Below are 14,742 nucleotides of genomic sequence, written 5' to 3' on the forward strand. Positions count from 1 at the left end.
CTTCGCAGAAATGGATAGAAATGAATGATCCTTTAAATCCTCTAGTCCCCAGTTTTCAAAATGGAAAGGAAGGCTTCTTGTGGAATTTCCACATTTCCAATTTGTTTCATTCGTTTTTTACCTTCTTTCTGTTTCTCTAAGAGTTTCTTCTTACGAGAAATATCCCCACCGTAACATTTTGCCGTTACGTTTTTACGAAGAGCAGAAATACTTTCCCGAGCCACCACTTTCGAACCGATGGCAGCTTGCAAAGGAATCATAAATTGGTGACGAGGAATCAGGTCTTTCAGTTTTTCGATGATGACCCGTCCCCGCTCCTCCGCCTTGGATTTGTGGACAATGGAAGAGAGTGCATCCACCGGCTCCCCGTTCACAAGGATATCCATACGAACGAGTTTGGAATCACGGTAACCCACTTCTTCATAATCCAAAGAAGCGTATCCCTTGGTATAGGATTTGAGTTTATCATAAAATTCAAAGATCAGTTCTGCAAGGGGAAGTTCGTAAGTAAGTTGGAGTTTGTCTTTAGAAAGATAAACCGTATCCATATGGATTCCTCGTTTTTCAATCACAAGAGACATGATATTTCCCACATAGGATTCTGGGGCAATGATGGTGGCCTTCACAAAAGGTTCTTCTGACTTTCCGATTAAAATGGGGTCTGGCCATTTACTCGGGTTATCCACTTCGATCACATCATCTTTGGTAGTGGTGATTCTGAATTTTACAGAAGGAGCCGTTGTGATCAGTGCTAAATTGAATTCTCTCTCAAGCCTTTCCTGTACAATTTCCATATGAAGGAGGCCAAGATAACCTACCCGGAAACCAAATCCCAATGCAGCAGAATTTTCTCTTTCAAAGGTAAGAGCAGAGTCGTTTAACTTTAGTTTTTCGATGGCATCCACAAGAGCATCAAAGTCTTCTCCGTTAATAGGAAAAAGTCCTGCAAATACCATAGGTTTTGCATCTTTAAATCCTTTGACATCTTCTGCCGTTTGTCTATTGGCATGAGTGATGGTGTCCCCGGTCTTGGCATCTCCCATCTTTTTCATACCGGCAACGACGTAACCTACATCCCCGGCTTGTAATTCCTCTGCCGAAACCATAGAAAGGCGATTGATTCCGACTTCCGTCACAGTAAACTGGCGACCAATGTTCATCATATGGATCATTTCGCCCTTGCGGAGTTTCCCATCATACAAACGCACTTTGGCTACCACACCCATATAGGTATCAAAGAAGGAATCATAAATCAATGCTTTCAGAGGAGCATCCACATCACCCACCGGTGGTGGAAGTAAATAACAAATGGCTTCGAGTACGTCCTGTACATTCAGTCCTGTTTTTGCAGAAATGGGGATGGCTTCATCGGGATTGAGCCCGAGAGACTCTTCAATCATTAGTTTACATTTGTCAATATCGGCGGAAGGAAGATCGATTTTATTAATAACGGGAATTATGCGAAGATCGAGATCCATCGCCAAATATAGGTTCGCTAAGGTTTGGGCTTCTACCCCTTGGCTTGCATCTACAATGAGTAAAACCCCTTCGCAGGCAGCCAGAGACCGAGACACTTCGTACGTAAAGTCTACGTGGCCCGGAGTATCAATTAAATTCAGGTGATAGACATTCCCATCTTTCGCATGGTAATCAAAGGAAGCATTGTTTGCTTTGATGGTGATCCCACGTTCTCTTTCGATATCCATGGAATCGAGGATTTGGTCTTTTTTTGTCCTTTGGTCGGTGACAAGACCAATCTCAAGCAAACGATCCGCCAGAGTGGATTTTCCATGGTCGACATGGGCGATGATGGAAAAATTGCGGGTGAATTTTTGGCGTTCGTTCACGGTTCCCTCTTCTTTTTAAGTCATTTTCCTGGAACTAGGCTCTTTGTCGAAAAAGTTTATTGTCAGAGGCTTAAAATTCCTAAGACTGGGAGGAAATTATCCCTTAGGAGAAACAATTCCCGATGTCCCAAAAAGATAGCATTCGTTCCGTCAAAGCCCGTGAAATCATGGATTCCAGAGGAAATCCAACCGTTGAAGTGGATGTCACTCTTGAAGACGGTTCTTTTGGTCGTGCGGCGGTTCCTTCTGGTGCATCGACAGGCGAACATGAAGCCGTAGAACTTCGTGACGGCGATAAAAAAAGATACTCCGGAAAAGGTGTACTGAAAGCCGTAGAAAATGTAAATTCTAAAATTTCTAAATCCATCTTAGGCCTTTCGGCAACCAACCAACTTCTTATTGATGGAACCATGATCGCTCTCGATGGAACAGCCAATAAATCTAAGTTAGGTGCCAATGCCCTTCTCGGTGTTTCCATGGCAGTTGCGAAAGCCGCAAGCGTTCATACTGGTCTTCCACTTTACCGTTATATTGGTGGAACTTTTGCTCGTGAACTTCCCGTTCCCATGATGAATATCATCAATGGTGGTGCTCACGCAGACAACAATATCGACTTCCAAGAATTTATGATCTTACCTGTTTCGGCACCGAATTTCCGCGAAGCCCTGCGTATGGGTGCTGAAGTTTTCCATAGCCTAAAGTCCGTTTTGAAAGGAAAAGGTCTGAATACCGCTGTCGGTGACGAAGGGGGTTTTGCTCCTAACCTAACCAGTAATAGTGAAGCCATAGAAGTGATCCTCACTGCGATTGAAAAGGCTGGATACAAACCAGACCTAGACATCAAAATTGGTTTGGACTGCGCTGCCTCCGAGTTCTACGATGAGAAGAAAAAGAAGTATGTCCTGAAAGCTGAGAAAAAACCAGAAAAGACTGCCGAAGAACTCGTAGAATACTACTCAAATTTAGTGTCCAAGTATCCGATCATTACCATGGAAGACGGTCTGGATGAAAACGATTGGTCCGGCTGGAAAAAACTTTCCGATAAACTCGGGAAAAAGATCCAACTTGTGGGGGATGATTTGTTCGTAACCAATATCAAAAAACTCGCCCAAGGGATCGATAAAGGGATTGGTAACTCCATTCTCATCAAAGTGAACCAAATCGGGACTCTCACGGAAACCCTGAGTGCCATTGAAATGGCGAAAAAAGCGCAGTATACTGCGGTTGTTTCCCATAGATCTGGAGAAACGGAAGATGCGACGATTTCGCATATTGCCGTGGCAACCAATTCTGGTCAGATCAAAACAGGATCTTTAAGTCGAACGGACAGGATCGCAAAATACAACGAACTCCTTCGCATCGAAGAAGAACTTGGAAAAAATGCGACTTATAGCGGAGTAAATACTTTTTACAACTTAAGGTAATATGACACCAACGAAAGCCTCTCTTCTTGTAACATATATTTGTGCAGGTCTCTATCTTGGACTTTTGTCCGAGTCAGGGATTGCTGAACGTATGCGCCTTGAGAAAGAATTACAAAATCTCAATGCAGAGGTGGAGAGGCTTGTGGTAGAAAACCAAGGGTTGGAAGAAAAAGAACGCCGCCTAAAAAATGACGCCTATGCCTTAGAACAGGAAGCAAGGAAATACTATCTTCTTTCTGAAACGGCGCATGTATTGAAATTTGAAGAAATGCCTTCTTCCCCTGTCTCACAAAAATCAAAAACCCTACCTGCGGGTCTACGAACAGCGGGCCTCAGCGGGGAATGGAAAGAGCCCCCACTCTTTTTATTACGTTTCTTTTTTATTTCTTTCAGTGTTTTCCTGATTCTAGGCGTTTACTTCAAGCTGAAACGCTTGCATCCTATGTCTAATGACAAAAGACTGAATTAATATGCCAGAAGAAGAAACACCAGAAAAAGAAATTACCGAAACCATCCAAGATCTCATTAGCGACAAAAACATGGGAAAGAAGTTCCTGGAAAAAAGGAAAATCTTTCTCTGGGGTCCTGTCACTGACGAATCCTCCAAAGAACTAACCGCCAAACTCATGTATTTGGAAATGGTGGATCCTGGAAAACCAATCACGTTTTATATCAATAGCCCCGGTGGTGTTGTCACCTCTGGTCTTGTTGTCTACGACACCATGCAAATGATTTCCTCTCCCGTGCATACAGTTTGTATGGGAATGGCAGCTTCTATGGGTTCCATCCTTCTCATTGGAGGAAAAAAGGGAAATCGTTACATTTGGCCTAACGGTCGAGTGATGATCCACCAACCTTCTATTGGAGGACAGATCCAAGCTCCTGCTACGGATTTACTCATCCATGCTCAGGACATTGTCAAAACCAAAGAAAAACTCAATCAAATGTTAGCTGAGGCTTGTGGCAAAACCTACGAACAATTGGTGGAAGACACCGATCGCGATTATTATATGGATGCCGACCAAGCTCTTGCTTACGGGATTGTAGATAAGATCGTAAACACAATTGACGTCGTCTAACAGAGAGTTTAAACCTAGAAGATTTTTAGAAGGTAGACATCTACAAACTGTCTACAACGTACTTTTTCCTCCAGACAATTCTTTGGAGGATGAGTATTATTCAGAGAGTATCCTCATTCCTACAAACGATGGGTCTGGGGATATTCTTTGGTTAGAACACAACCCTCCTCTTTCACAAGTCCGAAAAAAAGCATCTAAATGGAATGGATATTACTTACTTCTCATTCACGGGATGGAGGGTAGTTCTGAATCCCATTATATGGTCAGTGCTGGCAAAGAAGCCCTGAATCGTGGTTATGGTGTGGTGCGGATGAATTTGCGAAACTGTGGTCGAGGTCTTGGCCTTGCTAAAAAACCTTATAACGCCGGCCAATCCGAAGACTTAGAAGTTGTACTCAAATATATTTATAAACATTTTACAAGATCCATATTTGTTTCCGGGTTTTCTTTATCCGCAAATATGGTGATGAAATTTTTGGGAGAAAGAAGGGAACATTACACAAAAGCGTTTTCTGCCACCTCCCCTCCTTTGGATTTAAAACGCAGTTGTGACTTTATTGATTCCAGAGCAGGCAATTTCTACAGAGATCATTTTTTGGATACAATGAAGGAAAAGGTAACCTCAGGGATTTATGAAATTTCTGATAAAATGAAAGAAAGAGTGCTCCGTAGTAAGTCATTTTTTGATTTTGATGATTTTTTTACAGCACCAATTTCTGGTTATGCGAATGTTTTAGAATACTATAATATTTGTTCTAGTGTGAAATATCTAGGTGGAATTAAAATCCCGGGACTCATTGTCCATGCAGATGATGATCCAGTGGTTCCTTCGGAAGTTTGGCATGAAATTCGTTGGAATTCCTATCCACTACTCCAGACCGTACTTACGGAAAAAGGTGGGCATGTAGGATTTATCAGTGACCCATCTCCCGACAATCCAGAAGGAAGGTGGCTTCCTCGGATTCTCCTCGATTTTTTTGATTCTCAAATCAAGTAGTTTAACAATAATTAAAGATAAGGTAGGATTTTATGCGCGACCTATTAAAAGAATGTTTGGGCGAAGAGTCCGGATTTGTGGAACTTAGATACCATCATAAAGAAAGTCGTTCTTTTTTTGCCGAAAGAGGACGAGTGGAATCGACTGCCCTTCGAAAAAGAACAGGGGTAGGTGTTCGCGTTTTAGAAGCAGGTACTTGGGGTTTTGCTTCTACGAGTGAAATCTCAAAATTTTCCATTCAAAATGCCATCCAAGTGGCAAAAAAAGCAGCTCGCCTATCTTCTGCTTTGCGAAAGGACAAAATTCCGAATCTACCAAAAGCCAATTTTGCTATCGGAGATTTTATTGGAAAAGGAATTGAGGACTTTCGAGGTCGCAGTGTAGAAGAAAAATTAAAACTCGTTCTCGACATCCAAAACGCTGCCGCTAAACAATCCGCAAAACTACAATCAGTTGGTTGTGGGTATTCCGAAATTTATGAAGAAAAAGCCATCGTCACGACAGATGGGGCCGATAGTTTTTTTACTATGGTAAGGCCAGAGTTTCGAGTGTCTGCCGTTGCCAAAGAAGATGGAAAGATGGAATCCGGTTCTCATTCCATCGGAGTGACAGGAGGATGGGATTGTCTTTTTCGTTCTCAGTCACCTACTGAAATTTCCGATGAGGCTTGTAAAACCGCTGTGGATTTACTTTCTAGCATCCTTCCTGATGGTGGTCTGTCTACGGTGATCCTTTCGCCCTCTATTGTTGGTCTCCTCGTTCATGAAGCCATTGGGCATACAGTAGAGGCAGACTTTGTTCTCTCTGGATCTGTGGCCCAAGGAAAGATTGGGCACCGTGTGGGATCCGATCTTGTGACGTTATGCGACTCTGGATATTCCGAATATTATGAAGGTGCTGGTGGTTCCATCCCTGTGGATGATGAAGGTGTGATTCCCACAAATACAGTCATTATCAAAAATGGAATCCTCTCCTCCTATCTTCATAACCGAGAAACGGCAGAACGATTTGGAGTGGCTCCCACGGGATCAGCAAGGGCTTGGGAATATGGAGATGTTCCTCTCATTCGGATGCGGAATACCTTTCTTATGCCAGGGGATTCTAGTTTGGAAGAAATGATCGCAAATACAAAAGATGGATATTATCTAGATGGTGCTAAAAACGGCCAGGCGGATGCGACCGGTGAATTTATGTTTGCCGTTCAAAAAGCCTACCGCATCCAAAATGGAAAGATCACCGATCTTTTGAAAGGGGTAACCGTTTCTGGACTTGCCTTTGATGTATTACAAAATGTGGATATGGTTTCCAAAGAATTCAAATGGGATTTGGGCTCCGGTCACTGCGGGAAGGGACAACCTGCTAAGGTGGATGCTGGTGGTCCTTATGTTCGGACAAAAGTATTACTTGGTGGTAAATGATGGATCGTCATTCGATTGAAAAACGGTTAAACGACCAAAAAGATTTACTTTCTAATTTAGTCAAAAAAGCAAAATCAAACGGAATCGATCAGGTAGAAATTTATTCCAGTTATGGTTACTCGGAAGATGTTAGTTTAGAAAAAAATGATTTAAACAACTGTACGGCGACGGAAGAAAATATGTTTGGGATTCGGGTGATAGCAGAAGGAAACCAAGGTTTTATCATCTCCAACCATATCCCAAGCCTTTATGAATCGATTGAAGAAGCTTATAGTTTGGCTAAAAGCCAGTCCACTCCCGACTTTGATTTATGTTTACCAGATCCGGAAACCATTCGAGCCGTTTTCAACCAATATGACGATTCTTTGGACAAATTAGGAATTGAAGACCTAGTCGCATCAGCCAAAGAAGCACTGGGTTGGAGAAATGATTTATATTCCAAGGTCAATATTGACTCGGGTGATTTTTCGCTTAGCAAGGGTTATAAACTGATTGTTTCTTCGAAAGGCGTGATGGCCCATGAACTCGGAGCCGAACTTTCCGCCTCTGTTATGGGGATGGGTGTGGATGGGGATCTTGTGGGAAGTTTTGATTATGATTCTGCCAGCGGATTTAATAAAGACCAGTTCCAAACATTATGGAAAAAGGCCTTTCTGAATTTTGGGGATAAATGTATGGGTGCGCTTTATGCCAAACCCATTTCGGGTTTTCAAGGAAAGGTTTTACTTCCTCCTGATGCCGTGTATTCTTTTTTTCTCGGTCTTTTTATTGGATCACTCAATGGAACTAGCCTACGGAAAGGAAAATCCAAAATGGCAGGTAAGTTAGGTGAAAAGGTGGCCTCCTCTCTACTTTCGATTTGGGATGACCCAACAAATAGCGGTCTAATGGGATCTACTGGTTTTGACAGAGAAGGACTTCCTACCGCAAGAAAACCAGTCCTAACCGAGGGAGTTCTCAACACCTATTTTTACAATACCTATGAGGCAAAAAAAGCCGGCCTTCCAAAATCCAATGGATCGGCCACGGGCGGGGCACAAAGCCTTCCTGGTTGCGGCCCAAAACAACTCCAGATTGCACCGGGAACTTCTTCCAAAGATGAGTTTTTCAAACTTCCGGGCAGAACTCTATTTGTGAACCGAATCTCAGGAACTAAAGATGGGGCTTCAGGAGATTTTTCTGGGGTAATCAAAGGTGGGTATGTCCTCGAAAACGGTGCAAAGATTCCCGTTCGCGAGGTTCAAATTGTAGGAAATGCTTTTGATGCATTAAATCAAATTGAAGCTATTTCTAAAGAAGGAGAATTACTTGGTGAATCTTCCTTTGTTCCTTATATGTTACTGGATGGGTTTACGATTACGGGAGTTACGGAAAACTAAACCATGCCACAAGAAATTTTAGAAAGACCCCCTGGTGCTTCTTTTTTTGTCATTCTTTCTTACCAACAAGAAGACATTCTTTTTGAGTTAAAGGCCATGGCAGAAAAACGGTTTTCTAAAATTCTATATGAATCTGTCCTCCTCCCTAAATGGACTCCTGATGAAACGGAAAAAGAATTTGCTTACCCGGGGAGATTTACGAAGGTTCTTTCTTTCAAACAAAGAATCCATAGAGAGGAGTTAGTAGAAAAAAAGAAGGAATGCCTCGAATTTCAAACTATACTACAAAAAAAAGACCAGAGCTCTCTATTGGTTCCTGGTTATTTAACTTCGCATAACATAGTCATAGCGAAATCAAAAGATGACTTTCACCGAACCTACTTGTTTCAGGGAGTTTACGGAGAAACCGTATACTATTTTTCGAGAAACCAATTAGTTGTCGCAGATACGAGCCAAAACTACTTCCGGGAAAAAGATGTAAGTTATTTTTTTAACACCTTAAGAGAATCTTATGAATTTAATAAATTTAAATCTTAGTCTGCAATCAAAAAAATGGGTTTAATTTTTGGTATGTTTAATTATTGTTATGCGAATTCTTTATTATTTGGTGTTTTTGTCCGCAGGGTCAGTGGTTTCCTTTTGTCAGTTGGTCAAAGGAAGAATTTTAGTGTTTTTAGTTTGGTCTTCGGAATCTTTTTTTTGACAATCAATTGTTCCGGAGTTCCTTCGGATTCTTTTCAGTTCTGTGATAATTTCAATGAACCTTTGGATTGTACAGAACCCAAAACAGAAAAAGACATTGTTTATCTGGATAAGAGCCTGTTTAAAAAGGAAAATCCTACCTACGAAGATTTTGGAAATTTTTTATACTTCACTGCTAGAGAAACTCCTGGGTTTCGATTGGTACTAGCAAAACCATACAATGGATTCGAAAAACAAAGTTTTCGCTCTGGGTATGCGGCTTATTTGAAATATGGAGATTCTACCGAAAGGATGGAAGGAAACTTATTTCAAAACAAAGTGGTTGTTTCTTTTCATTATTTGGGAGCACTTTTAAAAGAAGAATTTCGTCACAAAGGAATGGACAAGTCCCCCTTCCAACTAGAAACACTCGGACCAATTGATTTGGAATACAAAGTGGTTGCCCCAGGGATGGAAACGGTCACCAAACAAAGAACTGTCGAGTTGAAATGGAAGTAACCACCTATAAACCCTTAGGTGGTTATTGAGGTTTGTTGTTTTCTTTCCAAAGTTTTTCCATCAAACTTTTAAAATCGATCGATTATTTTTGGATGTAAAGGGCCTGAGGGTCAAAGAAAAAATCCATCGGTGTATAGTCCAAATACAGAAGTGACAATACAGAAAGAACAATGGCCCCTACCACTGGGATGAGAAGGTTGTCATCAATCAATCCTTTAGCAGTTGTGTTGGCAAAGAACTCAGTCACACAAGCAGAGATCACAGAGAAAAAAACAATATAAATGGGAGTCCATAATAGGGCTCCTTGCGGATCAAAAATGGCAAGGAAACTACCTGGTTGGGATTTTGTGATCAGATAAAGTGCAAAAATGGAAAATAGAAATGCAGGAACTAAAAAACCAATGATTCCTTCGAGTGACTTGCCATTATAGAATCTATGTTTTCCATACTGACTCCCCACGTAGGCTGCAAAAGGATCTCCAATCACCAAAAATAAAATGGCTAAGATGGCAACCTCTGCAGGAAAAAATAATACAACGAGAAAGTTGGCAAAGAAATACGGAACGGTTCCATTAAAACGTTTTCTTTCTGATTCCTTCATCAGAAACCCAAAATACTTATAAAAGAAATTTTCAAAACCAGAATGGCTGAGTCTCACTAGTTCCAATACAAACAAAGCAACTAGGAGTCCTGCAAGTAAACTAACCAGAATGGCTCTTGTCGCATAAACCAGCCCAAAGGCCTCACGAAAGGGATCAAAAAAAAGAGTCACGGGAATGATGAACCCGAGTACATGCCAAATTTTACGAAAGAAATTAAATCCTGAACTCACGGTTTACCTACTGGGTCTTGAAGCCATTTTGAATGCGGCTTCTTCATTATTAGCGATGGGAAACAAATTCCGAACTCCTGCCATTAAAAAGGCTTGCCTAACACTTAACGGCAGGTTGATTAATATGATTTTGTGTTTATGCAGGAAAGCCTCTTCGCTCAGAGTTTTGAAAGCGATGATTCCTTGTGTAGTCACCATATTCAACTCTTCTAGGTCCAAAATCACCGAACCGTGTTTTAGCGAATTGAGTACTGATTTGATGCATTTCTCAGCGGTAAAGTTATTTAGGTTTCCCTGCAATTTGGTTACATACACTGTATCAATTTTTTCCGTGGAAACTACTAAATCGTCTAGGCTCATAAAAAATGCTATTTTTCTTATTTCATTCTTGCACTCTATTGCAAGTAAATAAAACTTTTGGAAGGAGTGGTGTTTGAAGGTAACTGTTGCTCATTTATACAAAAAACTGGAAGAACTGGATCGGGACGTAGTCGAATTGAAAAAATTGACTGATCGCCTCGCTTCCGACCGAGAATATTCTCCCATTCTCAAAGAAACGTTTTTGTCGGAAATGAATAAATTAGAGGATCAGAAATCGGAAATCCTCAAGTTGAATGTTTCTAGATCGGAACCTTTGGCAAAACAAAGTGTAAACTTCCCTGAGAAATCGGTATCCACTCCCCCACCAAATTCGGAACCTAAAAAGCCGGAAAAACCTGTACGCAAATATTAAAAGAACACTGAAAATAGATAAGGAATTCCAATGAATCTAAACAAACTTTTCACTCTGGGTGTTACACTCAGTTTGATCCTCGTATCAATTCTCAATTGCTCAAAGGATTCTGAAATCCTTGCGACTTTTGATGGCGGAACTGTAACTCGCAGAGAAATGAACTTTGTGATTGAGGCTTCGAAACGAGGCAATACAGAACCTCAACCTATCAGCGCCGATATCCAAGCAAAAATTTTAGAAAGTATCGCTTTAGAAAAAATCTTACTGAAAGATGCAATTTCTTCCAAAAAAGTTGCTGAAGCGGACGTACAAAAAATTGAATCTTTAGTGAATCAATTTTTAAAGTTAAACGTTTATATGCGTGAATATGTAAAAAATGGTTTAAAAAACAAACCACTCGAGTTTGTAAATCTTCAACTAGCGCTTGTTCGTGGTGAAGACGAAGCCACTAATTTAAAGAAAGCCGAAGAATTGGTAAATAAACTAAATTCTCTTTCGGATAAAGAAATTGCCGAAGAAATCGCGAAAGTAACAGAAGACATCACGAGAAAACCAATTGCTGGGAAATTAGAACCTTTTTGTACTAACTGTGCAGAAACTCCTTTAGAAGACATCTTAACAGAAGTGAAAAAAGCAAAAAAAGGAACTTTTATTTCTTATGCAAAAGCGGGAGAAGGAAGGATTGCTTACGTTGTTCGTTCTACGGGAACAGAAAAAGTTCATCCAGAAAGACTTAAAAAATATTTTACATCTATTTTTGATGATTTCAAAAAAGAAGCCATTAAATACGGCGAAACACATGATGATGCAGATACAAAAGCTTCTGTTGCCTATTTTACAGAAGGAGAATCTGCTGACAAAGCTAGCCAATTTGCTTCTCATACGATGAAAGAGTATGAACAAGGATTGTACCAAAAAGAACTAAAACGGATCACGGAAGAAAGTGGAATCACTGTGGCAAACTTGCCTCGTTTCACTGGTCCAACTGATATTGATCCAAAAATTTTTACTCCAGATTATGCTTTGTATTCCACACGTGATGGAAAAAGCTACACTTGGAAAGATTTGACTGCCGATTTTGAAGCCATTCCGAATATTCTAAAACAAGAATATAAAGATGAAAAATCCAAAACTTGGGATATGATCAATTTATTCCAATCCACAATCCTCCAAGGAAAAATTGCAGAAACTTCTGATGAAGTGCAAGATGTGGGATCAGAAATTGGATATTTGATGCAAATGGACAAAATGAAGGTGTCTTTGGCGTTAAAATCACTACAAGATGAAATTAAAGCCATTCCAGTCACTGTAACAGAAGCTCAAATGAGAGATGCCTATGAAGCAGGAAAATTATATGCTTATGCAGATCCTGATCCAAAGAACCCACAGAACCGCATTCCTAAGCCTTATGGTGCAGTTCGGGAACGAATCAAATCAGAAATGGAAGGTTCACAAAGGAATTCTTTTATTGAGCAAAAAGTTTCTGGTTTAAAAACGACTTACAACTTAGTGATCGCTGCTGATCGTTTAAAAGAAGTTACATTATAAACCCAATTCAAGTTTTGAGAGATGGCAAAATTTTTTTATTGAATTTTGCCATATTTGACATATTTTGACTGTTAGGGGGGATAAATGAACAATCACATTTACATGCTTCGAAAGAAGAGAGGTATCAAACAGTACGATATGGCTAGGGCGCTGGGAGTTTCTCCAAGTTACCTGTCCAAAATTGAGACTGGAGCCCAAGATCCGACTGAAAAATTCAAGTCATCTTGTGCGAAGTATCTCAAAACCTCTGTTGATAAGCTTTTCAATGAAAGCGCTGTGGAAGACATCTACCCTGAGTTTTCCAATGGATTGAAAAATAAACTTTGGGCAGTCAGACGTGAACTAGGGATTAAACAATACGATTTCGCTAAGAAATTGAAAGTTTCCACTCCGTTTCTGTCAAAAGTTGAACTGGGACTTTTGGAACCACCGGAAGATTTTAAGAATCTGGTTTCCAAAGTTCTAAAAATGGAAAAAAAAGAGCTATTTCTCGGCTAATTTGAAAAACGCACAAAGCAAGGCTCTAAGCGGGCCTTGCTTTTTCTCACTCTTCGGCAAAAAGATTTTGTCACATAATTCCTAATACATTCAATAGTCCCTGATGAAAGAGAGACAAGCGGAACACCCTGAAGGCTGGGCCAGTCGTATTGGTTTGATTTTGGCTGTGGCAAGTGGTGCGATCGGGCTTGGGAATTTTTTAAGGTTTCCTGGGCAAGCAGCACAAAATGGTGGTGGTGCCTTTATGGTTCCTTACATCATCAGTTTCCTGATTTTGGGAATTCCTGTTTGTTTGGCAGAATGGGCCATGGGTCGAATGGGCGGAAAACATGGACATAGCACACCTTTTATCTTCCGAGAGTATCTAAAAGGTTTTCCTCTCAAACTTTCTGGAACTATCGGTGTGATGATTCCTGTGATGATCTATGTATATTATGTATTTATAGAATCATGGTGTTTGGCTTATGCTTATTATTTTCTTACGGGTCAAATGTCTCTCACTGGCTCTACACAAGACGAGATGACAAAACAAGCTTCCACTTTTTTCCTGAATCTTACCGGAGCCGAAGCCAATGGATCCAGTTTCCAATCTCCTATCATTGTTTTTTTTATCCTTTGTGTTTTGTTTAATTTTTTACTCGTTTACCGCGGGTTGTCAAAAGGACTCGAAGCTTTTGCTAAAATCGCCATGCCACTTATGGGGATTTGTGCCACGATCATCCTGGTTCGGGTCCTAACCATTCCTGGAATTGAATCAGGTCTTGCTGTAATGTGGAACCCCGATTGGTCAAAACTGACCCAACCTAAAGTATGGATCAACGCAGCAGGACAAATTTTCTTTTCTCTTTCTACTGGTTTTGGGATTGCACTTGTGTTTTCTAGTTTTTTAAAGAAAAAGGATGATGTTGTATTATCAAGCCTCTCTTCTGCTTCTTTGAATGAGTTCGCAGAGGTAGTGTTTGGTGGTATGATCACCATCCCTGTTGCATTTTTATTTTTGGGAATGCAAGCCACTTCTTTCGGAACCTTCGGAATGGGATTCATTGCTTTACCTTCTGTTTTTGGAATGATGCCAGGGGGAGCATTTTTTGGTGGTTTGTGGTTTCTTGTTTTGTTTTTGGCTGCGATTACTTCTTCTGTGACGATGTTACAACCGGGTATTTTATTTTTAGAAGAAGGATTCCATGTCGGTAGACGGAAATCTTCTCTGTTATTATTTATATTTACCTTCCTTTTGTGTTTACCCATTATTTATTTTAATAAAGACTTCGCTGCCCTTGACATTGCGGATTTTTACATCGGAACCATAATGATTTATATTTTGGCTTCCCTTCAAATTTTTATCTTTGTTTTTAAGATTGGTGTGGATCGGGGTGTGAAGGATGCTAATGAAGGAAGCCTCATTCCCTTTCCTCGTTCCATCAAGTTTGTTTTAAAATACATTACTCCTTGGTTTTTGTTATTTATCTTTGTTTCTTTTTGTTATATGAACCTACCGGAATATTTGGATAAAATGAATCCAGAAGTAATGGGGTTACTTGCGGAAAACAAAGGGGAAAATGTAGAAGATGCTAAGACAAAAGCGGTGGTGGCTCGTTCGGTTGTCATTAGTCTCGTTCTCATTTACGGATTCATTTATATTTTAGTTTCGAAAGCTTTAGATCATAAAAAGGATAAGGTTAGCACATGACAGTTTCTCCCCAAGAACTCAATTGGCAAGGGATACTCATTATGACGGTTTCCCTTGTTTCTGTGATCAGTTTGACTTTAGTTTGTATTGTCCTTCT

At 40.4% G+C, this 14,742-nt stretch carries 15 protein-coding genes; 12 read left to right on the forward strand and 3 right to left on the reverse strand.

Features of this window, described 5'->3' with window-relative positions:
- Positions 1-41: 41 nt before the first annotated feature.
- Positions 42-1,847 carry a translation elongation factor 4 gene (lepA, locus tag CH361_RS09190; RefSeq protein WP_100790549.1) on the reverse strand — a complete coding sequence of 602 codons (1,806 nt, stop codon included), beginning with the start codon at positions 1,845-1,847 and terminating at the stop codon, positions 42-44.
- 122 nt (positions 1,848-1,969) lie between these two features.
- Here lepA and eno point away from each other — a divergent pair, with 122 nt between their 5' ends.
- From eno to CH361_RS09230, 8 genes are read left to right on the forward strand one after another with little or no spacing between them, the layout of a single operon-like run.
- Positions 1,970-3,271, forward strand: a complete 1,302-nt coding sequence (gene eno, locus CH361_RS09195; RefSeq protein ID WP_100790550.1) for a phosphopyruvate hydratase — start codon at positions 1,970-1,972, stop codon at positions 3,269-3,271.
- 1 nt (position 3,272) lies between these two features.
- The gene (locus CH361_RS09200; protein ID WP_100790551.1) at positions 3,273-3,740 is read left to right on the forward strand and encodes an FtsB family cell division protein; all 468 of its coding nucleotides are present in this window, start codon (positions 3,273-3,275) and stop codon (positions 3,738-3,740) included.
- A 1-nt stretch (position 3,741) separates the two neighbouring features.
- Complete coding sequence (locus tag CH361_RS09205; RefSeq protein WP_100742907.1) at positions 3,742-4,350, forward strand: ClpP family protease; 609 nt, start codon at positions 3,742-3,744, stop codon at positions 4,348-4,350.
- Positions 4,337-5,347, forward strand: a complete 1,011-nt coding sequence (locus CH361_RS09210; RefSeq protein WP_165782250.1) for a YheT family hydrolase — start codon at positions 4,337-4,339, stop codon at positions 5,345-5,347. Before CH361_RS09205 ends, CH361_RS09210 begins: the two co-directional genes overlap by 14 nt.
- A 32-nt stretch (positions 5,348-5,379) precedes the next feature.
- Positions 5,380-6,765: a TldD/PmbA family protein gene (locus tag CH361_RS09215; RefSeq protein ID WP_100790552.1), complete on the forward strand. Its 1,386-nt coding sequence runs from the start codon at positions 5,380-5,382 to the stop codon at positions 6,763-6,765.
- Positions 6,765-8,144, forward strand: a complete 1,380-nt coding sequence (locus CH361_RS09220) for a TldD/PmbA family protein (protein WP_100790942.1) — start codon at positions 6,765-6,767, stop codon at positions 8,142-8,144. Before CH361_RS09215 ends, CH361_RS09220 begins: the two co-directional genes overlap by 1 nt.
- A gap of 3 nt (positions 8,145-8,147) precedes the next feature.
- Positions 8,148-8,681: a DUF4416 family protein gene (locus tag CH361_RS09225; RefSeq protein ID WP_100790553.1), complete on the forward strand. Its 534-nt coding sequence runs from the start codon at positions 8,148-8,150 to the stop codon at positions 8,679-8,681.
- 15 nt (positions 8,682-8,696) lie between these two features.
- Positions 8,697-9,344, forward strand: a complete 648-nt coding sequence (locus CH361_RS09230) for a hypothetical protein (protein ID WP_244279756.1) — start codon at positions 8,697-8,699, stop codon at positions 9,342-9,344.
- 82 nt (positions 9,345-9,426) lie between these two features.
- Here CH361_RS09230 and CH361_RS09235 read toward each other — a convergent pair whose 3' ends face one another.
- A complete protein-coding gene (locus tag CH361_RS09235; protein WP_100790554.1) occupies positions 9,427-10,176 on the reverse strand; it encodes a diacylglycerol/polyprenol kinase family protein in 750 nt (249 codons plus the stop codon).
- Between the two features lie 3 nt (positions 10,177-10,179).
- Positions 10,180-10,536 (reverse strand): STAS domain-containing protein, encoded by a 357-nt coding sequence (locus CH361_RS09240; protein ID WP_100790555.1) that lies wholly within the window; start codon positions 10,534-10,536, stop codon positions 10,180-10,182.
- 73 nt (positions 10,537-10,609) lie between these two features.
- On the opposite strand from CH361_RS09240, the gene CH361_RS09245 reads away from it, so the two are divergent.
- The 4 genes from CH361_RS09245 (at position 10,610) to CH361_RS09260 (ending at position 14,645) form a co-directional block, all read left to right on the forward strand.
- Positions 10,610-10,909: a hypothetical protein gene (locus tag CH361_RS09245; RefSeq protein WP_100790556.1), complete on the forward strand. Its 300-nt coding sequence runs from the start codon at positions 10,610-10,612 to the stop codon at positions 10,907-10,909.
- A 30-nt stretch (positions 10,910-10,939) separates the two neighbouring features.
- Positions 10,940-12,457: an LIC12015 family putative lipoprotein gene (locus CH361_RS09250; protein WP_100790557.1), complete on the forward strand. Its 1,518-nt coding sequence runs from the start codon at positions 10,940-10,942 to the stop codon at positions 12,455-12,457.
- 102 nt (positions 12,458-12,559) lie between these two features.
- A complete protein-coding gene (locus CH361_RS09255) occupies positions 12,560-12,955 on the forward strand; it encodes a helix-turn-helix domain-containing protein (protein WP_100790558.1) in 396 nt (131 codons plus the stop codon).
- Positions 12,956-13,058: 103 nt separating this feature from the next.
- On the forward strand, positions 13,059-14,645 hold the full coding sequence (locus CH361_RS09260) for a sodium:neurotransmitter symporter family protein (RefSeq protein ID WP_100790559.1): 1,587 nt from the start codon (positions 13,059-13,061) through the stop codon (positions 14,643-14,645).
- Positions 14,646-14,742: the final 97 nt, after the last annotated feature.

Source organism: Leptospira brenneri (assembly GCF_002812125.1).
In the GTDB taxonomy this organism is placed as follows: domain Bacteria; phylum Spirochaetota; class Leptospiria; order Leptospirales; family Leptospiraceae; genus Leptospira_A; species Leptospira_A brenneri.